Source organism: Rubritalea marina DSM 17716 (assembly GCF_000378105.1).
GTDB lineage: Bacteria > Verrucomicrobiota > Verrucomicrobiia > Verrucomicrobiales > Akkermansiaceae > Rubritalea > Rubritalea marina.
The window spans coordinates 71,540-91,364 of the sequence record NZ_KB899259.1 but is presented as its reverse complement, the minus strand read 5'-3'; the positions used below and the strand labels follow the sequence as shown (position 1 = coordinate 91,364).

Below are 19,825 nucleotides of genomic sequence, written 5' to 3'. Positions count from 1 at the left end.
AGTTCGAGAAGCTTTAGCCATTGAAGTGGACACCTCTCTCCCAACAGATCGAGTTATTCGGGTGCTTGAGCAGATTGCCGAGAGTCGTCCATTACCTCAGCAAATTCGTGTAGATAATGGTCCAGAATTTATCTCATCCAAACTCTTAGCTTGGTGTGAAACTCGTAATATCAACCTTCATTATATCCAGCCAGGAAAACCAACACAGAACGCCTTCATTGAGCGTTTTAACCGAACCATGAGGCGAGAAGTGCTGGATGCTCATCTATTTGGATCGCTAACCCAAGTACGTGAGATTGTTCATTCTTGGATGATCAACTATAATGAGGAGCGTCCCCACGACTCTCTAAATAACTTACCTCTGAGCGTCTGCCGACGCTCACTCAACTAACAGAAAACTATACTTTTAGACTGTGTCATTGACGGGGAGGCTTACAATGGAGAGGTGCAGGAAATTCCACAGACTGAAACGACACCATTTCATCCTCGTTCATCCTATGCTGTGGCGAAGATTGTACCATCCGTGAGTTAGCGGAAACGATGAAGGCGGTCGTTGGTTTTGATGGTGCTTTGATTTTTGATACTACTAAGCCAGATGGCACGCCACGAAAGTTGATGGATGTGAGACGTCTCAAGGCGCTGGGGTGGCAATATGATCTTAGTCTCGAACAGGGTCTCAAGAAAACCTATGCATGGTTTCTGGAGCAAGACCATGTGAGAAGCTGAATAGGAGACATTCTCGCTTTTCATTGTTCGGATTTCGGTCTACGTCTTTGGTAGACGCATTAGCAGTTAAGAAGATGAAGCATCTCATATCTATCCTTATTCCCCTCGTACTGAGTGCAGCACTTGCCTCAGCGATCGAGCTCAATGGTATCGCAGCGAAGATTAACGGAAGGGTGGTGACTAAAAATGAAGTCGCCTTTGCGCTGGCTCCGATCCGTTCGTATCTAGCCACCAAGTACCCGCGCAAGACTCCCACGTATTTCAAAGAACTAGAGGAAGCTCGAAATAATATTCTGAATGAATTGATTGAGCGCGAGTTGGTGCTCTATGAATTCAATGACATTGGGGCGCAAATTCCAGAGCACATCATTGACTCTGAGATCCGCCGCAAGGTGCGCGCAGATTACAATAATAATGTGAATTTGTTCCGAGAGGAGCTGCAGTCTAAGGGTCTGTCTTTCAAGAAGTACCGTGAACTCATTCATCGCCAATTGATCGTACAGGCGATGCGAGCTCAGCAATTTTCCGACACGCCACCAGCGACGCCAGAAGAACTGCGCCAAGAGTACAAGAAGATGAGCCAGGAATTGCGCGACACCTCAAAAGATCAATGCGATTTCCAGAAAATCTACATTCCAAAGATTGATGAAGACAACCTTCTGTCTACTCCTGAGAACCAGCTTGAGATCACCGAAAGTATCGTGGCTCAGCTCAAAGATGGTGCGGACTTTGCTGAGTTGGCACTTGAGTATTCTAAGGATGCTTGGGCTGATGAAGGCGGACTTCACACAGAAGTGCAACGTGTGGATTTATCCCCAGTGATTGCGACCATGATCTTTGAAGAGCCTACGGGCACTGTTCTTGGACCACTGGAAGATGCTGGTGGCTTTCACATCATTGTGGTGAACAAGAAGGTGCTCGGGCCATCGCCAGCCTTGAGTGATCCAGAGGTGAGAAACTTGGTGAGGCGCAATGTTGAACGTGAAAAGTCATCAGCTCGCTACCAGCGCTGGATCACAGATCTCAAGCGCAAAGCAATGATCGTTCGCAAGATGTGAGTTAGAGGGTATGGGAGTCTCCGATTGTCCAGCATCCCCCATGCCGACTGTGCGCATTGTATTGCTCACACTTGGAGCGTTCGCGATCGCCTTGCTGGCTAGCTCTTGCTCATCCCAGGTGAAAGCTCAAGAGCGCTACCTGAAACATCACTTTGTTTATGGTAAGACGGCCTACATTGGTGCTGACGGTAAAGCGCAGGCTCCTCCTTCGGCGCCCCGCAGTGTTCACAAGATGGTGGCAGCTGCAAATGATTTAGTAGGGAAGCCATACCGCTATGGTGGCGGACATCGGAGCTTTTATGATCGTGGTTACGATTGTTCAGGTGCCGTGTCTTACGTGCTGCATAAGGGAGGTAAGCTGGATAAAACCATGGTTTCCTCGGAATTTTTTAAATATGGCCGAAAGGGCTATGGCGATTACGTGACGGTCTACGTGAAGAAAGGCCATGTGTTTATGGAGATTTGTGGCCTCCGCTTTGATACTGGTGGTACAAGGGCTTCGACTGGGCCTCAGTGGAAGCCTTGGCGACGTGGTTTGAAGGGCTATTACGTCCGCCACCCTTGGGGGCTTTAGGGCGGATGGTTTAGGCTTCGACTTGCTCCATGAGCCAGGGGCTTGCTTGTGCCATCGCGCGTGCTCTGTGGCTCAGCGAGTTTTTCACTTCGGTGGGGAGCTGTGCAAATGTCTTATCGAAGCCCTCAGGTTGGAAGTGTGGGTCGTAGCCAAACCCGTGATCTCCGTCTGATGCAAGCACGATGGATCCCTCGACAGAGCCTGAGAAGTGTGCCAGTCGTTCTCCGTTTTTGGCGATCACGATCACGCATCGGAAACGTGCTGTGCGTGCAGTGTCTGATGGGAGTTTGGCGAGCTCACGCATGAGCTTTGCATTGTTGGCTGCATCATCTCCATCAGAACCGGCGTAACGGGAGGAATAAACTCCGGGCTCACCATGTAGTGCGTCTACTTCGAGCCCTGAATCGTCTGATAGCACCCATCCTTCAGTCAGTTTACTGATTTCCACGGCCTTTAGGGTCGCGTTCTCTAGGAAGGTGGTTCCGGTTTCAGCCACTTTGGGAAATGACCCTGAGCTGAGGTCTTTGACCTGAAAGGTTGAGCCGAGAATTGCGGCGATTTCCTCGGTTTTGTGGCTGTTGTTGGTAGCGATGAGTAGTGGGTGCATATTACTTGGTAATGACGGTCCATCCGGAAGCTTGGAAGCCCGCTTTGGCAGTGGGGCTAATTTGTCCAAAGATTCGAGCTCGGTAGTTGATTCCTGGTTGTTTTGGGGTTCTAGCAAATTCTATCAGGCGTGGGGTCCATGAAATGTAATCCACTGGGGCGACGACATCCAGATGTCCATCAGCAGTGATGCCAGCGGGCATTTTGGCTACGATAGTGAGCGATTGGTATGGTGTGAGTTTGTGTTGAGCAGCTAGCTTCACCATGACTTGATTCAGGTACCTAGCCTGCTCATGAGAGGTGCAGTCAGCAGCGATCCCCAGGATGTTGAATCGATCGCCAGCAGCTGGGAGTTTCTTGAGTGCCTCTATGAGGCTATGTCTGAGTGAGGTGCTTAGATCGATGTTGAGTAATACTCCATCAATGAGTGGCTCGGGAGCCCCCATTTTGAGCAAGGAATTGCGGTCGGCGATAAGCAGTTCTGAAGGGGTTTTCGTGTAGATGTCGTTAGGGAGCCCCGTGGTGTGTCTGGCATCCATCAAGCTCGCGATATTCGACGGGATCTCCCGTTGTTTTATCTCAAGCTTTTCGTTGCTGTTGTGGAATACCCAGCTGACTTTATCGAGTTGGCGCTGAAGGACGCTGTTGCTTGTGTATGGGTTGATACCTAGTGTCTTCGCACAACGAAGCTTAGTTTTGATCCAATCACCAGCCTTTGCTTTGGAGGCTTTCTTATTAGGCGCTGTGCTTTTCTTGCTATTGTCGGCAGAAGTGGTTGCTTGGTTTTTGCTAGAGCTTGCAGCCGTGTTTTGAAAGAAATGCGAGACACTGAGGCGAGGGAGGGAAGGAGCATTAGGGGTGTTGGCTTCAGGAGGGGATGAAACTTGAGCCATCGCTTGTGCGAAACTATCGCTGTGACTGGTTGTCGCGAGGGATTTGATTGCTCGCAGTTCGTTGATTGTCTCGGCAAGTTGGTTCATCCCGTGACATTTGATTTCGCCGAAGTTTGTGTCGATCTGGAAATGGATCATGAAGCCGTCACTCGGGCAATGTTCTCGGATGCGATGGAGTGAACTTTTAATGAGTTCGGGGGGGAGGATTTCGGAGGCTCGGAAGCTTGGCGGTTGCTCCACTTCAGGCATGCGGGATTGGGCGGATACAATACTAGCTAGTCCGAGGGCGAGTGGGGCGACTAGTTGGCTCAATTTCATTTCTATCAATTAGCTGGAGTTGGGAATGGTGACAAGAGTTGATTGGTCCTATTAGTTCATCTTGAATGCCCGAGCGAAAGAGTTAGTCTCGGGTATGGTGATGGATGTGGTATGTGCCGTGTTGATGGACCGTCAGGGGCACGTGTTGATTTGTAAGAGAGCAGAGGGGATGTCTCATGCTGGATTGTGGGAGTTTCCAGGTGGGAAAGTGGAGGCCGGCGAGAGTGATTCGGTGGCGCTTATTCGTGAAATATCTGAGGAATTAGCCTGCGTGGTGGAGGTGGGTGATGGACTCAGTACAGTGGTCCACAAGTATCCCGATTTTACGATTCGTCTGAAACCATACCGTTGTCGACTATGCGATGCCGAAGTTCAACCTCAGGCGCTCGAGCATGCCGAGCTGGCTTGGGTGGACGTGGCTCAGCTGGGTGCTTACGACTTGGCTCCAGCGGACCAGCCTATTGCTACCGAGCTACAGTCAGAAGAGCGTTAGAATTCGCGCACGAGCATGTGGCGGGCGATCTGCTCGAGTCTCATGGCTCTATCACCTAGCGGTTGCAGTGCCTCTAGTGCTAAGGTGGTGAGGCGTGTTGCCTCTAACTTAGACTCTTCGAGGCCGAGAATGGCAGGGTATGTGGATTTCTCGACCGATTCGTCCTTTCCTGCAGTTTTCCCTAATTGTTCTGTGGTTTGTGTGACATCTAGAATGTCATCAATGACCTGAAACGCGAGACCCAGGTTGTAGCCAAAGCTGGTGAGTGCTTGAAGTTGCTCTGAGGTGCAATTGGCGCTCATGCCTCCGAGCCTTAGAGAGCTGCAGAGAAGTGCTGCGGTTTTTGCTTCATGAATTTGCACCAATTGTTCTTGGTTGAGGTTCTGACCTTCTCCTTCGAGGTCAAGAATCTGACCGCCAATGAGCTTCTTGCTGCCACCTGTCTCTGAGAACTCTAGCACGTAATCTGCAGCAGAATATCGTTCGCAACTAGGGGTGTGGGCCACCATGGTGAAAGCCTCAGTGAGGAGTGCATCTCCAGTCAGGACGGCGACGCCTTCGCCGTAGACAACATGGCTGGTTGGGCGGCCTCGGCGCAAATCATCATCATCCATGCACGGTAGGTCATCATGGACGAGTGAGTATGTGTGCATCACTTCCACCGCACAGGCTGGGTAGAGTGCTGCTTCCTGTTCACCTCCGCAAGCCTGGGAAGCAGCGAGGCAAAGAATGGGTCTGAGGCGTTTGCCGCCAGCGAAGACACTGTAGCGCATGGCCTCGTGAATCGTGCTGGGGCTAGTGCTTGCTGAGGGCAGGAGGGCGTCGAGTTTGGTGTCGACTTTATCCTGCTGGGCTTTGAGCCATTCTTTGAGGTCGCTCATGGGAAGGTGTTGAGGGTGTAGTGCTCGCTGGTATCTGCTGGAGCGTAGCCTGCAAAGACCAGCGATCTACAGGGTCTAATTGTTTAGAGGATCTCGGCAATCTGCACTGCATTGAGAGCAGCTCCTTTGCGAACCTGATCACCCACAACCCATAGGGCGAGAGCATTATCGAGTACTTTATCCTCGCGGATACGGCCTACAAGGCAGTCGTCCTTGAGAGTGGTGTCGAGAGGGGTTGGGAAGAGGTTCTTCTCAGGGTCGTCTTTAGCATTCACGCCTGGATAGTCGGCGTATACGGCGCGGGCATCTTCTACGCTTGGCTTGTTCTTAAAGGCTGCACTGATGGACACAGAGTGAGAGCGATAGACTGGCACACGCACACATGTGCATGTGACCTTGAGTTCTGGAAGGTTGAGGATCTTACGCGCTTCATTGAGCATCTTGAGTTCCTCTTTGGTGTAATGGTCAGGTTTGAAGAGGTCTACTTGTGGGATGACGTTGAACGCAATCTGTGTAGGGTATACTTCAGAGATGATTTCTCCTCCATTCGCCAGTGCTTCAGTTTGCTGCTTCAGTTCAGCGATGCCCTGAGCGCCAGAGCCGGATACAGCTTGGTATGAAGATGCAATGATCGACTTGAGACCGTATTTTTTGTGCAATGGGAACAGCGCCATCAAGGAGATGATGGTGGTGCAGTTAGGGTTTGCAATGATGCCTTTTTCCGCATCATTGGCTGCCTCCGGATTGATTTCAGGAACGATCAATGGAACTTCATCATCCATGCGGTATGCGGATGAATTGTCTACCACGATTGCGCCGGCCTTGGCTGCTGATGGAGCGTATTCGAGTGAGGTGCCGCCTCCGGCAGCAAAAAGCGCAATGTCCACACTTTCAAAGGAATCGTGAGTGAGCTCCTGAACGGTGATTGCTTCGCCACGGAATTCAATTGTTTTGCCAGCTGAGCGAGCTGAGGCAAGCAATGTGAGCTTGCTAATCGGGAAGTTGCGCTGATCGAGGCATGCGAGCATTTCTTCACCTACGGCACCAGTAGCACCTACAATTGCAATGTGTTTGGCTTCTTTCATTTTTTGAATAATGTGTTACTGGCGCAGACCCTACTGCATTCTTTGTAAATGGCAAACCTTGATCTTTCTAACTCTAAATTCTGTGGTTTATGGACGCGAAGGGCCTATGGAGACAGAGCTTATTCTTGGTTTGAAGTAGGTTGAGTCTCACAAAATCTGATTTTTATTACAAAAAAAGGGTGCAGAGAGAGAAAGGCGTGTTAGTATAAGTTCGTAATTGTTCTAACACATGTTTGGAGTGATTTACAACATGCATGAGTCTGGGATTCACTCAGCCTCAAGCATCGAATAAAAAACCAAAGAAATAACTAGTTATGAAAATCGTAAAAATGATCGCTATCGCAGCAGCAGCTGTTGGTCTCGCAGTTTCCACTTCATGCAGCTCTGAGCCAGAGCCAGCACCAGTACCAGTGGCGCCAGTAAAGTAATTTACTGCTACTGATTAAGAAGGAAGCAGGCTTTTCCTCGTGATGGTCTGCTTTTTTCTTGCCCTCGTGTCTGAGGGCGGCAAGATGCATAGCGATATTACTCCAAGCATATGAAAAAAATCAACCTACTCACCATTGCTGCCGGGCTTGCAGCTTCTACTATTTTGAGCTCTTGCTGCTGTTCTAGTGAATCCAAGCCACCAAAGCTTCGTAAGCTTCCGTGTTTCTCAGATGTGACCCCGGCACCAGTGCCTGTGACACCTGGTAAATAGTTAACATTCTTTTTCTAGCCACCGTCGGTATGTAGCCGCGGTGGCTTTTTTGCTTATGAAGCGAGTGGTATATATTGCATTGGCGTTTTCGATTTTTGGTTTGGTGAGTTGTCAGACTACTGGCCGCACCATGCAAGCTGTTGGGCGTACATTGCGTGTGGTTGAATGAGTGGATGCTAGCTGGAGTATCTCCTAATCATTACTAATTTAGGTAGGATTGTAAGGAAATAGTTCTTGCCAAGTTCGCGTGTCGCGGTTATTGCCAATCACGACATGGAGAATCAGCAACCAGACAGTCGATGGAAGAGTGTGGCGAAGGGCCTCACTTGGAGGTGTCTTGCGACATTGACGACTTACCTTATTTCATGGGGGTTGACTGGAAGCCTAGAGACTGCCAGTCAAATTGCCGGCATTGAGTTTGTCTTGAAGTTCGGCATTTACTACATGCACGAAAGAGCATGGGCTTGGGGGCCTATTCAGGTATCCAAGGTGAAATCAAAACTAACGAAAGCACGGGCATGAGTGATATTTATCCTGAATACGAGAGGCAGTTGCCACAATCGGCCAAAGAGGAGCTGCTAGGGCAGCGTGGCTTGGTGGTGTGGATGTACGGCCTTTCTGGTTCTGGTAAGTCAACCATTGCGAATGCTGCTGAGAAGGCCCTGCACCAGCAAGGACGCTACGTGACGATGCTTGATGGCGACAACTTACGCAGCGGTTTGAACGCAGGTCTTGGTTTCAGTGATGAAGACCGGAATGAAAATATCCGGCGTGCTGCAGAGTTGGCGAAGCTTCTGAGGCACAATGGAGCAATCGTACTGGTATCTTTGATCACCCCGCAAAATACGTTCCGATCACAGGTGCGCGAGATATTAGGAGATGATCAGTACCTAGAAGTTTACGTGAAAGCCTCATTCGAGGCATGCCAAGAACGCGACGTCAAAGGGCTCTACGCCAAAGCAAATGCGGGCAAAGTGGCAAACTTTTCAGGAAAGAGTTCAAACTTCGAAGAGCCAGATCGTGCAGATTTGATTATCCAGACAGAAGCTCAGACGGTGGATGAAAGCCTTGCCGAGCTTCTGAATAACATTACTCCTCTAATCTAACTAAATTTCAAAGAAACTAACTATGTCTAATTACAATCTAAGTCACTTAAAACAGCTTGAAGCGGAAGCGATGTACGTTTTGCGCGAGACCGCTGCTCAGTTTGAAAATCCAGCTCTTCTTTTCTCTGGAGGTAAGGATTCTATCGTGATGGCACACCTCGCTTACAAGGCCTTCCATCCAGCACGTTTGCCTTTTCCGTTGGTTCATGTGGATACTGGTCACAACTTCCCTGAGACAATCGAGTTCCGTGATCGTTATGCTGAAAAAATCGGCGCGAATCTTGTGGTTGGTTCCGTGCAGCAGTCTATCGACGAAGGTAAAGTGCAAGAGGAAACTGGTCCAGACGCGAGTCGCAATGCGCTACAGACGGTCACCTTGCTAGATACTATCGAGACAAATGGTTATGATGCTTGTCTTGGCGGTGGACGTCGTGATGAGGAGAAAGCTCGCGCGAAAGAGCGCTTTTTCTCACATCGTGATGACTTTGGGCAGTGGGATCCAAAGAACCAGCGCCCTGAGCTCTGGAATCTATTTAATGGACGTAAGCATCAAGGAGAGCACTTCCGTGTGTTCCCTCTCTCAAACTGGACAGAGATGGATATCTGGCAGTACATCAAGGAGGAGAATATCGACCTCCCAAGCCTCTACTTTGCTGACGAACGCGAGTGTCTCACACGCAACGGTACGATCCTTGCAATCTCTGAATTTGTGTCTCCACGCGATGGGGAAGTGATTGAGAAGAAGAGTATTCGTTTCCGCACGATGGGTGATGCAACTATTACTGGCGCTGTGGAGTCCACCGCTACTGATTTTGATGCGATCATCGATGAAGTGGCAGCGGCTCGTCAAACTGAGCGTGGCAACCGTGCAGACGACAAGCGTTCTGAAACCTCTATGGAAGACCGCAAGAAAGAGGGTTACTTTTAGGCCATTTGCGATCATTTAACGAAACAGATTAACACAACAATTTTATGGATTTATTACGTTTTACAACTGCAGGTTCTGTAGATGATGGCAAGTCGACCCTCATTGGTCGTCTGCTATATGATTCAAAGTCGATTTTTGAAGATCAGCTAGAAGCTGTAGAGAACAGCTCTAAGAAGCGTGGGGATGAAGAGGTGAATCTAGCCCTTCTCACTGATGGCCTGAAGGCAGAGCGCGAGCAGGGTATTACCATTGACGTGGCATACCGTTATTTCGCGACACCAAAGCGCAAGTTCATCATCTCCGATACTCCTGGGCACATCCAATACACCCGCAACATGGTGACAGGGGCGTCTACGGCTGACCTCGCAATCATTCTGATCGATGCTCGTAAGGGGGTGATTGAGCAAACAAAGCGCCACACCTTCATCGCTAACTTACTACGTATTCAGCATGTGGTGGTGGCTGTGAATAAGATGGACTTGGTGGATTACTCTGAGGAGCGTTACAACGAGATCATCGAAGAGTATTCTGAATTGGCATCACGCTTGGGTAATTTGGTGAACATTCACCCGATACCCATTTCCGCACTCCGCGGCGATAATGTGGTCGATAAGTCTGAGCATATGCCTTGGTATCAGGGCGGTTCATTGCTTTACTACCTAGAGTCGGTATACGTCGGTGGTGTAGAGAATCATGTGGAGGCTCGCTTCCCTGTCCAGTGGGTGATCCGTCCTCATTCTAACGAATGGCATGACTTCCGCGGTTTTGCTGGTCGTGTGGCTGGCGGTGTGTTCAAAGCTGGCGATGAGGTGTTAGCGCTTCCATCTGGTTTTAAGAGTACCATTAAGTCGATCCACACAGCGGATGGGGAGTTGGAAGAGGCATTTTCGCCTCAGTCTGTCACCATCACCTTGGACGATGAAATCGATATTTCGCGTGGCGATATGATTGTGAAGCCAAATAATCCACCAAAGTCCACACAAGACATTGAGGCAATGGTTTGTTGGTTCTCTGAGAGACCTCTAGCGGTGCGCGGGAAATACATCATCCGTCACACTGAGCAAGAAACCAAAGCTATGGTGCAATCTCTCGATTACCAAGTGGATGTGAACACATTCCATAAGCAAGAGAGTCCACAACAACTTAGCATGAACGACATCGGCCGTATCAAGGTGCGTACAGCGAAGGCATTGCATCTTGATTCATACAACAAGAACCGCCACACAGGTTCATTCATCTTAATTGATGCTGGCACTAATGAGACTGTTGCTGCGGGCATGATTATCTAAGCGCTATCTTGCAGGGGGGGGGAGAACCCTTTTGTTACAATTCTAACAAAATGTTAGAATTAATTGGAAATGACTACCTAATTCTGTTAGGTAGTCATTATGCGTTTTCTCCCAACAATGTTTGTGGCGCTGTTCACTCCCCTGTGTGGAATGGCGGCTGTCGTCGTAGATTTTAGGAATCAATCAGGGGTGTATGATAGTAGCACTTCGGTGTCAGTCGGCTTGTTTGACCCGGATGTTAGTACAGCGTTCAACATGACGGTCGAAGCAATCGGCGGTAATCTGAACTCGAACGTGGATGAATTTGGTGTTGCGGATAGCTTCTTGGATGCAGGTGAGGTCTTGACGATAGGTTTTGATGTCGATGTGCGCTTGGATTTTATTGATTTTGGTGGGGTGGGGGCAGATGTCACCGATGGAGTTCAGATTGTGACCCCGAACGGGACAAACAACTATTTTACTGGGGTTAGTGATTTCAATGGCACATTAGATCTCTGGCAGCCGAGTACGGTGTTCAACGTGCTAGTTGGGCAGGAGCTACAGCTTAGGGTTAGTGATCCTTCGGCCAGTGTTTATTTGGAGCAGATGCAATTGAGTGTAATTCCTGAGCCTAAATTGACAATTTTGCTAGCTATTGGCGCCGTGGGTATGTTGACTAGGAGACGTCGTTGGTTTGAGACCAATGAGTAACCAGTTTTTAGTCGATGCCAGTCCCGCTATTAGATGTTAATGCTCAGAACTTACCGCTCCAAGAGGAGTTAATAAAGACCTTCGAGAAAGTGCTCCAGTCTGGGCGCTTCATCATGGGGGAGGAAATGGAAGCCTTTGAGAGCGAGGTGGCTGAAATGGTGGGCGCTAAGCACGGAATTAGTGTTTCGTCCGGGACTGATGCCATCCTATTGGCATTGATGGTCTTGGGGCTTGGCGAAGGAGATGAAGTGCTGTGCCCCTCATTCACATTTTTTGCAACTGCTGGGTGCATTGCTCGTACTGGGGCTACTCCAGTCTTTGTGGATTGCTGCCCCGTCTGCTTCAACATTGATATCGAAGATGCCAAGTCGAAGCTCAGCTCCAAGACGAAAGCGGTCATTCCAGTGCATTTGTTTGGGCAGGCTGCCAATATGGATGCTGTGATGGAGTTGGCTTATGAGCATGACCTTAAGGTGATTGAAGACGGAGCGCAGGCTATTGGTGCCACATTCAGAGGGCGTGGCGTTGGCTCAATCGGGGACTTTGGAACCTATTCGTTTTTCCCTTCGAAAAACCTTGGTGGTTTTGGCGATGGCGGCATGCTGGTCACCAATGATGATGCGCTAGCTGAGAAGGCTCTGATGCTCCGAAACCATGGTATGAGCCCTAAATACTACCATAAATTGGTTGGTGGTAACTTCAGGTGCGACGCACTGCAGGCGGCACTTCTTCGAGTGAAGTTGAGGGAGTATGAGACGTATACCCAGAGACGCCAAGCGAATGCAGCATATTACATTGAGCAACTGGTAAAACTATCAGGTGTCGTGCAGGCTGATCCCAGCCATTGCGGCTGTGCTGAGCAGCAACGCCAGCAGCTTATCACTGAAGGGACTCAGTTAGTTCTGCCAGTTTCCTATGAGCATAATGAACACATTTGGAACCAGTTCACGATCCGCGTGCTAAATGGGAAGCGAGACGCCATGAAGGCATTTCTTACTGAAAAGGGTATTGGTTGCGACACCTACTATCCAGTGCCACTGCATCAGCAAGAATGTTTTGACGGTTTGAGTAAGACTGCTCTGCCTGTGAGTGAGATGTTAGCGGAAGAGGTCATAAGCATACCAGTATACCCAGAGCTCTCAAAGGAGCAGAAAGATGAAGTGATTACTGAAATTCAGAACTTCATTAAGAACTAAAGGAGTAATAATTTGAAAAATTTCCTATCTCCAACCAATAGGATTGTAGTAGCTCGACCCAATACACTGAGAGCAAGAGAAGGTGTCTGCGTTGTTGTCGCTACCTTGCCAAGATCTGGGACGCATTTAATGATAGATACGGTTTTGAATAACTTTGTTGAGTTTCAAGCTAATCCTCTGTATGTGAATTTTGATAAATTTGATCTATCGACTCAGCAATTTGGTGGATTGATGCACGGACAACTAATCAAAACTCATTACCCGCATGAAGGTGAAAATGACACTCAGAACCAACGCCTAGAGTCTTTGCAAGAATTTACTGATCTTAAGGTGATTTGTATCCATAGAAAGTTGGAGGATTCTCTTAAGTCATATAATGAAATGTTTGAGTTGAGCCAAACCCTGAAAGAATATGCTCAAGTTGATCAAAAATTTAGGGAATACTGGGCTAGTTTTGATCCTTTGGAAATTGAATTTAATGAACTCATTGATATTAATTCAATTGATGTGTTGCTCCACAAAATTGAAAAACATCTTGGTTTGGCTGCAATAAACAAGAAACTAGCACCAACGCCCAAGAGGTCTAAGGCTAGAATATACATGTATAAGCTGTTGACTCGTATATTTGGGTTTAGATCGCCAATTATAAATACAGGTATCCGATTTTCAAAAGTTAAAGATAAATAATATGCGTATTCTCATCACTGGCGGAGCCGGATTTCTAGGCTCCCATCTCTGCGAGCGACTCCTCAGCCAAGGGCACGAAGTCCTTTGCTTAGATAACTTTTTCACTGGGTTTAAGCGAAATATCGCCCATTTATTACCGAATCCGAATTTCGAGCTGATTCGTCATGATGTGATCGACCCCTTTAAGTTTGAAGTTGATCAAATCTACAACCTTGCCTGTCCGGCGTCACCACCCCACTACCAACACAACCCGATCAAGACTACCAAGACCTCAGTCATGGGCGCGATCAATAGCCTTGGCCTGGCCAAACGTGTCAAAGCTAGGGTCTTCCAGGCTTCCACTTCCGAAGTCTATGGCGATCCCCACGTGCACCCGCAACCAGAAGAATACTGGGGCAATGTCAACCCGATCGGCATCCGTTCCTGTTATGATGAAGGCAAGCGCGTTGCTGAGACGCTGTTCTTCGACTACCACCGCCAGAATGGAGTAGACATCCGAGTGGTCCGCATTTTCAACACCTATGGGCCGCGCATGAACCCTGATGATGGACGTGTGGTTTCTAACTTCATCGTCCAAGCTCTACGTGGTGAAAACATTACCATCTATGGCGATGGCCTGCAAACACGTTCATTTTGCTACGTCGATGACCTCATCGAAGGTTTCGTACGTCTCATGAATCAAGATGAGGTAACTGGCCCAATCAACATAGGCAACCCGAACGAGTTCACCATGCTCGAGCTCGCCGAAAAGGTGATCGAAAAGGTAGGAGGTAAATCAAAGCTCACTTTCCATCCACTCCCTGGTGATGATCCCAAACAACGTCAACCCGATATCTCCCTCGCCGGCAAGCATCTCGACTGGCAACCCACCATCAACCTAGATCAAGGGCTCAACCGAACCATCGAGTACTTTCGCACGATGGTGTGAGTAATCTAGACCGTAGGAGTTAGCAAATTGAAAAAATGTAAGATTCATTTCTCTGTGTGATGCTTATCAGATTTAATCAGATCGGGAGTTTTTTTGGGTAAATTAATGTCTTCCCTTAGTAAAAAAGAATGAAAGGTGAATATGAGAGTACTTGAGTTTTCATTTGATAGTTATTTGTCATCTCAGATTCCAGCCAGCAATAGTGTCGATTGGTTTTCTATCGGTGAAAGCCTAGAGCCGGTGGCAGATCCCGAGTTTTCATCTGCCTCATTGGTCGCACGAATTACTATGTTTTGGTGCTTGTTGATAGGCAGGTATGACGTAGTTGTCATTCCAGCTATTCATGTGAATCGCTTAAAGTATGTTAGTTTTAAAGTCAAAGTTTGTAAGTTAATTTTTAAGTGGCTTAGTCACTACTCAGTAATTTCGCATTTCCTCTATAGACTGAGTCGGAAACTATCAACACATTGGGTGGTCTTTGATCATAGCGACCATACATATGTGAGCTCGGAGGTGATATCAGTTCTTCGTCCAGAATTGTATTTGAAGAGAAATTTATTGAGTGCATTATTGGAGGATGAAGATGTGAGATTTGGTGAATTGCCAATGCCTATATCGATAACTGAGAATGATAGAGCTAAGAGGCCTAAGAATAGGATTTTTATGGCTGGAGGCTATCATTGTAAGCTGCGTATAAACGCAAAGGACTGGGCTGAAAATAACTCTGATCATTTAAAAATTGGAGTTGATATAGAAAGAGATTATTTAAATTACTCAGATTACTTAACTAAACTTTCTGAGTATTCCTATGTTTTTGCCATACAGGGATATGGATTTCATACTTGGAGGATGTATGAAGCAGCGGCTCTTGGAGCAATTCCAATCATTAATAGCCCACAGGAGTCCATCATCCATAAATGGGAAGACGGAGTCAATTGCCTCATGTACTGTAGCCTAGATGAGCTGCTCTCTAAGATTGAGCAATTATCAAGCGACTCTGAGTTAGAGAAAAAAATCAGGCAGGGAGCTTGGGAATTAGTGTCTCAAGAGAACAAAAAAGAAAGTGTCGCTCAAAAAATTTGGTGTGAACTTGCTAAGCTATAAATCACTGTTAGTGTATTTTTAATCTATGAAATTTATAGTTACGACAACAATCAATTCTCCTACTGAGGCAACACTGAAGTACTGCGAGATTGTAAACAAACTAAAAGATTGGACTCTGTTGGTGGTGGGGGACACTAAGACTCCTCATGCTGAATACGAAGAACTAAATAGGAAGTACTCCAATGTTTTGTATCTTTCACCCGATACGCAGGAGAGTATATTTCCTGAGCTCTCTGAAACGATTGGGTGGTGTACGATTCAGCGTAGAAATATAGGGTTTGTGTATGCTTATAGTGCTGAAGCTGAACTTATTGCGACAGTCGATGATGACAATATTCCCTACGATCATTGGGGGCAAGGACTACTGATTGGACAGGAGATCGAATATGATTGTTATGAATGCAGTTCATCGCCTTACTTTGATCCATTGTCTATAACTGAGCATAATCAAGTGTGGCATAGGGGCTATCCTATTGAATATGTGCCAACTCGATTGCAGGTTGAGTATAAAGGAAAAAGGAAGAGGACTTGCTTAGTGCAAGCTAACTTGTGGGATGGGGATCCAGATATTGATGCAATGGCGAGGCTCACGCATAAGCCAATTGTTCGTTTTGATCCCCTACTGCAACCGTATGGATCGAGCCAAATAGCTCCTTTCAATTCTCAGAACACATTGTTAGCTAGAGAGGTGATTCCATACTATGCAGTCTTGCCGTTTGTCGGGAGAATGGATGACATTTGGGGGGCATACATTTTGCAAAGCTATTTCCCAGACTCTGTGATTTATGCAAAGGCTACGGTCTACCAAGATCGCAATGTCCAAGATTTAATTACGAATCTGGAAGCTGAGGTGATGGGTTATCGAAAGACCTTAGATTTTTTAAAACTAGGCCAGAAGTTTGAAGATCTTATGCCTGAGGCTACTAAAAAATTCTGGAAGCTATACCGCCAGCATTATGAGCACTCTAGCTTCCAAGAGATGGCAAGAGAACATCACAAGAACTGGATGAAACAATGAACTCAACACTTGTTATTGTTTTCGCTGAGACCCGAGCGATTGAATTAACTTATGATAGCTTTAGGGAGAATTTTTTAGACGTTGTGCAAGGTGACGTGGCGTTGTGTGTGGCTGATAATGATTTCGAGGATAAAAGTAACCCACTTTATCAGGACGCAGTCGCAATATGGGAATCACCCGAATATGATGACTGGGGCGATGGCCTAGAGGCTGTAGTTGACGACCTCCATCCGGACTGGCGCAAACTGATGCAAATACGAAATCAATGGCTTGGTGGGATCAAAGGAGAGGGTCAGCATTCTGGTTCAGGTGGAATCCTTATCTATTTTAGGGAGTTCCTAAAGAAGAAGCTGGTAGAAAGTGGAATCCATGAAAAGTATGACCGTGTGATTATCACGCGGTCTGACTTTATGCATTTATCAAAGCATGTAGAGTTGAGTTGTTTGGATGAAGAATCGATTTATTTTCTGAATGGCGAACATTACCGCGGGATATGTGACCGCCATATCATTTGCCCTAGCGATAAAATCCTAAGACTGCTTTCCGTTTGTGATGGAGTATTTGACCGTCACCCGAAAGACGTAATTGAAGAGATGAGCTCGAATAAACGTTGGAATTTAGAACAATTCCTTAAGCTTCAATATGAGCGCCAAGGATTGAAAAAGTATATCCAATTTATTCCCTACACGATGTATTCCGTTCGAGCCAAAGCTGGACGGTCTAGCTGGAGTGTTGGGAAGTATGATGACGATCTAGGTTATTTTGTTAAATATAGGTCAGAATGGGTGAAGGCTCGTGTTGCCTCACATTTGAATCGATGGGTAGGATCGAACACAAAGCAAAGTATTTTGTTACACCATGTGTCTAGTTTTTGTGTGGACCAGGTGTTTAATTTTAAAAGAAAGTGTTTGAATCCTATTCTAGGGGTCTTCATAAGTTAATCAAAGTATGAGAAAGCAAAGAATATTAGTTGCAGGTGGAGGCGGGTTTATCGGTGGAGAATTGGCACGTGTGTTGATTGCACGCGGCCACGATGTGGTCGTGGCGGACATCAAGCCACAACATGAATGGTACCAGCTCCATGAAGAAGCGGAAAACCACACCGCCAATATGGAGGAGTTGAAGGCCTGTTACGAGCTGATTGAAGGTTGTGATGAGGTGTATTGCTTGGCTTGTAATATGGGCGGCATGGGCTTCATCGAAAATAACAGGAGTCTGTGCATGTTGAGTGTCCTCATCAACACCCACATGTTGATGGCGGCCAAGCATTTTGGCGTGAAGAAATACTTCTATTCATCCAGTGCCTGCATCTATCCAGACTACAAGCAAACGAGTGCAGATATCGTTGCCTTGAAAGAAAATGATGCCTACCCAGCAATGCCTGAAAATGGTTACGGCTGGGAGAAGCTATTCTCTGAGCGTTTGTGCAAGAATTTTGAAGAAGACTTCAACTTTGTCTCCAAAGTATTCCGCTTTCATAACGTCTACGGTCCCTTTGGTACTTGGGATGGTGGACGTGAGAAAGCACCTGCGGCGATGTGTCGCAAGGTGATCGAATGCATCGACTCAGGCAATATGGAGATGGAGATCTGGGGCGACGGTGAGCAAACCCGTTCCTTCATGTACATCGATGATTGTATCACTGGAATCGACAAACTAATGGCTTCAGACCATACGGATCCGCTCAATTTGGGCCGTTCTGAGCTCGTCACCATCAATGGACTACTCGACATTGTCGAAGATATCGCCGGCGTACAAGTAAAGCGTAAGTACAACCTAGACGCCCCTCAAGGGGTACGTGGACGCAACTCAGACAACGCTGAAATCAAGCGAGTCCTTGGTTGGGAGCCAGAGATAGATCTCCATACTGGAATGGAAAAAACCTACTATTGGATCAAAGAACAATACGAGCGCCGAAAGTTGGGCGAATCAGTGGTTCAATAATGAAGGCCGTGGCGATAGATCAACCAGAGAGAACCAATGTACTAGGAGTTGGTATCAGTGCCATCAATCTTGAAAGTGCTGTCGAGATCATTTCTGAAGCTGTAGCTACACCAGCATTTCAGGGTTATGTCACCGTTACGGGTGTCCACGGTGTGGTGGAGTCACAGAAGGATGAGGAATTACTTCAAATTCACAATCGTTCCTTTCTCTCCACTCCCGATGGAATGCCCATGGTCTGGCTCAGCCGATGGTACGGTCGCGGTCAAGTTGACCGAGTCTACGGCCCAGATCTGATGCTAGAGATACTCGACTCTGGCCGGCAGCAAGGGATGAAACATTATCTCTATGGTGGCGCAGAGGGAGTAGCCCAAGAGCTAAAGAGAAAACTTCAGAGCCGACTGCCTGGCCTCCAGATAGTAGGAGCTTGTACCCCGCCATTCAGGGTGCTGAATGAGCTAGAGGAATCACAATTTATCGAAGAACTTCAGAGAGAAAAACCTCATTATGTGTGGGTGGGCTTGAGTACACCTAAACAGGAACGCTTCATGTGTGATCTCTTGAATAAGTATCCAAAACTTACTGATGCATGGGGGCACGGGCTCTGCATGTTGGGGGTAGGGGCCGCCTTCGATTTTCATTCAGGGCGCGTAAAACAAGCACCGAGGTGGATTCAACGGAGTGGGCTTGAGTGGTTCTATCGCATGCTTAATGATCCTAAGCGCTTGGCGAAACGTTACGTTTATGCGAATTCGTATTTCCTAGTATACCTATTCCTCCAACTATTTGGTCTTAAGAAGTATTGATGAGAGTGTTTAAACTTTAGAGTTTTTTGTGGAAATGACATATATATATTATGAACCAAAATAACATGGTCAGAAAGTTGCTGAACCGTCTTGGGTGGGATGTCTGTCATTATCGACCCTTTTTAGAAGTGCTTAGTGAGCACGCATTTGATTTGGTGATTGATGTTGGAGCTAATGAAGGTCAGTTCATTAAGGAATTAGAAAGGTCTGGCTATAAAGGAGATACAATCTCCTATGAACCGTGTCAGATGCCTTATCGAGTTCTTGTGGATTCAAGGCGTAATCGATTAAAAAATACCATGGTTAACAAAGCTCTAGGCAATGAAATTGGTAAAAAGGTAATAAGAGTTTATTCAGATACCAGATTTTCTTCATTCAATAAGTTGAGAGCAGTTGATTTAGTATATAGTGAAGAAGAAATAGACATCACCACTCTCAATTCGGAGTTTGAAAGTAAATATGATTTTTTCTCGAAGTATAAAAAAAAATGTTTAAAGGTTGATACTCAGGGGTTTGAGCGTGATGTTCTTGAGGGTGGGAGCGAAGTTCTTGGAGGGATAGATGCAGTTATCATGGAGTGCTCATATAGTCGCATTTATGACCGTCAATGGTTGATAGAGGATACGGTATCATACCTCAGAAAGCGAGGTTTCGTATTGTGGGGAGTAAAGCGAGGTTTTATCAAAGGATCTAGAGAGTATGAGTGTGATTGTCTTTTCCTGAAAATTTAGAAGTGGTGACACAACCCGAGATCTTAATTTTGCTGATTATTCTTTTTGACCATTTTTTAATTTCCGA

General features: G+C 47.0%; 22 protein-coding genes and 2 pseudogenes. 20 read left to right on the top strand and 4 right to left on the bottom strand.

From position 1 onward, the window contains the following. The 5 genes and pseudogenes from F454_RS16150 to F454_RS0110760 all read left to right on the top strand — a co-directional run. Positions 1-391: integrase core domain-containing protein (locus tag F454_RS16150; RefSeq protein WP_018970670.1), on the top strand; the 391-nt coding region annotated here is incomplete at its 5' end. 48 nt (positions 392-439) lie between these two features. Further along, a pseudogene (locus F454_RS16755) lies at positions 440-514 on the top strand (GDP-mannose 4,6-dehydratase); the annotation flags it as partial. Further along, positions 505-726, top strand: a pseudogene (locus F454_RS0110770) (GDP-L-fucose synthase); the annotation flags it as partial. The pseudogenes F454_RS16755 and F454_RS0110770, both read left to right, overlap by 10 nt. A 74-nt stretch (positions 727-800) precedes the next feature. Further along, complete coding sequence (locus F454_RS0110765) at positions 801-1,784, top strand: peptidylprolyl isomerase (RefSeq protein WP_018970668.1); 984 nt, start codon at positions 801-803, stop codon at positions 1,782-1,784. 40 nt (positions 1,785-1,824) lie between these two features. Further along, positions 1,825-2,358: an NlpC/P60 family protein gene (locus tag F454_RS0110760; protein WP_018970667.1), complete on the top strand. Its 534-nt coding sequence runs from the start codon at positions 1,825-1,827 to the stop codon at positions 2,356-2,358. A gap of 10 nt (positions 2,359-2,368) precedes the next feature. Here F454_RS0110760 and rdgB read toward each other — a convergent pair whose 3' ends face one another. Together rdgB and F454_RS0110750 are read right to left on the bottom strand one after the other, a co-directional pair. Beyond that, positions 2,369-2,965: an RdgB/HAM1 family non-canonical purine NTP pyrophosphatase gene (rdgB, locus tag F454_RS0110755; RefSeq protein ID WP_018970666.1), complete on the bottom strand. Its 597-nt coding sequence runs from the start codon at positions 2,963-2,965 to the stop codon at positions 2,369-2,371. A 1-nt stretch (position 2,966) separates the two neighbouring features. Further along, the gene (locus F454_RS0110750; RefSeq protein ID WP_018970665.1) at positions 2,967-4,175 is read right to left on the bottom strand and encodes a hypothetical protein; all 1,209 of its coding nucleotides are present in this window, start codon (positions 4,173-4,175) and stop codon (positions 2,967-2,969) included. Between the two features lie 61 nt (positions 4,176-4,236). Here F454_RS0110750 and F454_RS0110745 point away from each other — a divergent pair, with 61 nt between their 5' ends. Beyond that, entirely contained in the window at positions 4,237-4,668 is a 432-nt protein-coding gene (locus F454_RS0110745) for a (deoxy)nucleoside triphosphate pyrophosphohydrolase (protein WP_205619033.1), read from the top strand. Here F454_RS0110745 and F454_RS0110740 read toward each other — a convergent pair. Beyond that, positions 4,665-5,549: a polyprenyl synthetase family protein gene (locus F454_RS0110740; protein WP_018970663.1), complete on the bottom strand. Its 885-nt coding sequence runs from the start codon at positions 5,547-5,549 to the stop codon at positions 4,665-4,667. The two genes, F454_RS0110745 and F454_RS0110740, sit on opposite strands and share 4 nt — an antisense overlap. A gap of 83 nt (positions 5,550-5,632) precedes the next feature. Beyond that, positions 5,633-6,634, bottom strand: coding sequence for an aspartate-semialdehyde dehydrogenase (locus F454_RS0110735; protein ID WP_018970662.1), 1,002 nt, complete (start codon positions 6,632-6,634; stop codon positions 5,633-5,635). A 973-nt stretch (positions 6,635-7,607) separates the two neighbouring features. Between F454_RS0110735 and F454_RS16750 the strand changes: the two genes are divergently transcribed. The 14 genes from F454_RS16750 to F454_RS0110665 all read left to right on the top strand — a co-directional run bounded on the left by F454_RS16750 (position 7,608) and on the right by F454_RS0110665 (position 19,758). Beyond that, positions 7,608-7,856 (top strand): DUF2061 domain-containing protein, encoded by a 249-nt coding sequence (locus tag F454_RS16750; RefSeq protein ID WP_083912973.1) that lies wholly within the window; start codon positions 7,608-7,610, stop codon positions 7,854-7,856. Then, entirely contained in the window at positions 7,853-8,440 is a 588-nt protein-coding gene (gene cysC / locus F454_RS0110725; RefSeq protein WP_026292849.1) for an adenylyl-sulfate kinase, read from the top strand. Before F454_RS16750 ends, cysC begins: the two co-directional genes overlap by 4 nt. A 22-nt stretch (positions 8,441-8,462) precedes the next feature. After that, positions 8,463-9,368, top strand: a complete 906-nt coding sequence (gene cysD / locus F454_RS0110720) for a sulfate adenylyltransferase subunit CysD (protein ID WP_018970659.1) — start codon at positions 8,463-8,465, stop codon at positions 9,366-9,368. 44 nt (positions 9,369-9,412) lie between these two features. After that, positions 9,413-10,657, top strand: coding sequence for a sulfate adenylyltransferase subunit CysN (gene cysN, locus F454_RS0110715; RefSeq protein ID WP_018970658.1), 1,245 nt, complete (start codon positions 9,413-9,415; stop codon positions 10,655-10,657). Between the two features lie 99 nt (positions 10,658-10,756). Beyond that, positions 10,757-11,347, top strand: a complete 591-nt coding sequence (locus F454_RS0110710) for a PEP-CTERM sorting domain-containing protein (protein ID WP_018970657.1) — start codon at positions 10,757-10,759, stop codon at positions 11,345-11,347. Between the two features lie 14 nt (positions 11,348-11,361). Further along, positions 11,362-12,543, top strand: coding sequence for a DegT/DnrJ/EryC1/StrS family aminotransferase (locus F454_RS0110705; RefSeq protein ID WP_018970656.1), 1,182 nt, complete (start codon positions 11,362-11,364; stop codon positions 12,541-12,543). A gap of 12 nt (positions 12,544-12,555) precedes the next feature. Next, positions 12,556-13,230, top strand: a complete 675-nt coding sequence (locus tag F454_RS0110700) for a hypothetical protein (protein ID WP_156817249.1) — start codon at positions 12,556-12,558, stop codon at positions 13,228-13,230. 1 nt (position 13,231) lies between these two features. Next, on the top strand, positions 13,232-14,158 hold the full coding sequence (locus F454_RS0110695; protein WP_018970654.1) for a UDP-glucuronic acid decarboxylase family protein: 927 nt from the start codon (positions 13,232-13,234) through the stop codon (positions 14,156-14,158). 141 nt (positions 14,159-14,299) lie between these two features. Further along, entirely contained in the window at positions 14,300-15,262 is a 963-nt protein-coding gene (locus F454_RS0110690; protein WP_018970653.1) for a glycosyltransferase, read from the top strand. 25 nt (positions 15,263-15,287) lie between these two features. Further along, positions 15,288-16,280, top strand: coding sequence for a hypothetical protein (locus F454_RS0110685; RefSeq protein WP_018970652.1), 993 nt, complete (start codon positions 15,288-15,290; stop codon positions 16,278-16,280). Further along, positions 16,277-17,221 (top strand): hypothetical protein, encoded by a 945-nt coding sequence (locus F454_RS0110680; protein ID WP_018970651.1) that lies wholly within the window; start codon positions 16,277-16,279, stop codon positions 17,219-17,221. Before F454_RS0110685 ends, F454_RS0110680 begins: the two co-directional genes overlap by 4 nt. 7 nt (positions 17,222-17,228) lie before the next feature. Next, positions 17,229-18,224, top strand: coding sequence for an NAD-dependent epimerase/dehydratase family protein (locus F454_RS0110675; protein ID WP_018970650.1), 996 nt, complete (start codon positions 17,229-17,231; stop codon positions 18,222-18,224). Further along, the gene (locus F454_RS0110670; RefSeq protein ID WP_018970649.1) at positions 18,224-19,027 is read left to right on the top strand and encodes a WecB/TagA/CpsF family glycosyltransferase; all 804 of its coding nucleotides are present in this window, start codon (positions 18,224-18,226) and stop codon (positions 19,025-19,027) included. Before F454_RS0110675 ends, F454_RS0110670 begins: the two co-directional genes overlap by 1 nt. Positions 19,028-19,077: 50 nt before the next feature. Continuing rightward, on the top strand, positions 19,078-19,758 hold the full coding sequence (locus F454_RS0110665; protein WP_018970648.1) for an FkbM family methyltransferase: 681 nt from the start codon (positions 19,078-19,080) through the stop codon (positions 19,756-19,758). Positions 19,759-19,825: the final 67 nt, after the last annotated feature.

Excerpts from the sequence above, each read along its gene's own strand:
- F454_RS0110760 (WP_018970667.1), top strand. The coding sequence starts at position 1,825 with ATGCCGACTGTGCGCATTGTATTGCTCACACTTGGAGCGTTCGCGATC.
- rdgB (WP_018970666.1), bottom strand. The coding sequence starts at position 2,965 with ATGCACCCACTACTCATCGCTACCAACAACAGCCACAAAACCGAGGAA.
- F454_RS16750 (WP_083912973.1), top strand. The coding sequence starts at position 7,608 with ATGGAGAATCAGCAACCAGACAGTCGATGGAAGAGTGTGGCGAAGGGC.
- F454_RS0110705 (WP_018970656.1), top strand. The coding sequence starts at position 11,362 with ATGCCAGTCCCGCTATTAGATGTTAATGCTCAGAACTTACCGCTCCAA.
- F454_RS0110680 (WP_018970651.1), top strand. The coding sequence starts at position 16,277 with ATGAACTCAACACTTGTTATTGTTTTCGCTGAGACCCGAGCGATTGAA.
- cysD (WP_018970659.1), top strand. The coding sequence starts at position 8,463 with ATGTCTAATTACAATCTAAGTCACTTAAAACAGCTTGAAGCGGAAGCG.
- F454_RS0110710 (WP_018970657.1), top strand. The coding sequence starts at position 10,757 with ATGCGTTTTCTCCCAACAATGTTTGTGGCGCTGTTCACTCCCCTGTGT.
- F454_RS0110670 (WP_018970649.1), top strand. The coding sequence starts at position 18,224 with ATGAAGGCCGTGGCGATAGATCAACCAGAGAGAACCAATGTACTAGGA.
- F454_RS0110695 (WP_018970654.1), top strand. The coding sequence starts at position 13,232 with ATGCGTATTCTCATCACTGGCGGAGCCGGATTTCTAGGCTCCCATCTC.
- F454_RS0110750 (WP_018970665.1), bottom strand. The coding sequence starts at position 4,175 with ATGAAATTGAGCCAACTAGTCGCCCCACTCGCCCTCGGACTAGCTAGT.
- F454_RS0110690 (WP_018970653.1), top strand. The coding sequence starts at position 14,300 with ATGAGAGTACTTGAGTTTTCATTTGATAGTTATTTGTCATCTCAGATT.
- F454_RS0110675 (WP_018970650.1), top strand. The coding sequence starts at position 17,229 with ATGAGAAAGCAAAGAATATTAGTTGCAGGTGGAGGCGGGTTTATCGGT.
- F454_RS0110735 (WP_018970662.1), bottom strand. The coding sequence starts at position 6,634 with ATGAAAGAAGCCAAACACATTGCAATTGTAGGTGCTACTGGTGCCGTA.
- cysC (WP_026292849.1), top strand. The coding sequence starts at position 7,853 with ATGAGTGATATTTATCCTGAATACGAGAGGCAGTTGCCACAATCGGCC.
- F454_RS0110740 (WP_018970663.1), bottom strand. The coding sequence starts at position 5,549 with ATGAGCGACCTCAAAGAATGGCTCAAAGCCCAGCAGGATAAAGTCGAC.
- F454_RS0110765 (WP_018970668.1), top strand. The coding sequence starts at position 801 with ATGAAGCATCTCATATCTATCCTTATTCCCCTCGTACTGAGTGCAGCA.
- F454_RS0110665 (WP_018970648.1), top strand. The coding sequence starts at position 19,078 with ATGAACCAAAATAACATGGTCAGAAAGTTGCTGAACCGTCTTGGGTGG.
- F454_RS0110685 (WP_018970652.1), top strand. The coding sequence starts at position 15,288 with ATGAAATTTATAGTTACGACAACAATCAATTCTCCTACTGAGGCAACA.
- cysN (WP_018970658.1), top strand. The coding sequence starts at position 9,413 with ATGGATTTATTACGTTTTACAACTGCAGGTTCTGTAGATGATGGCAAG.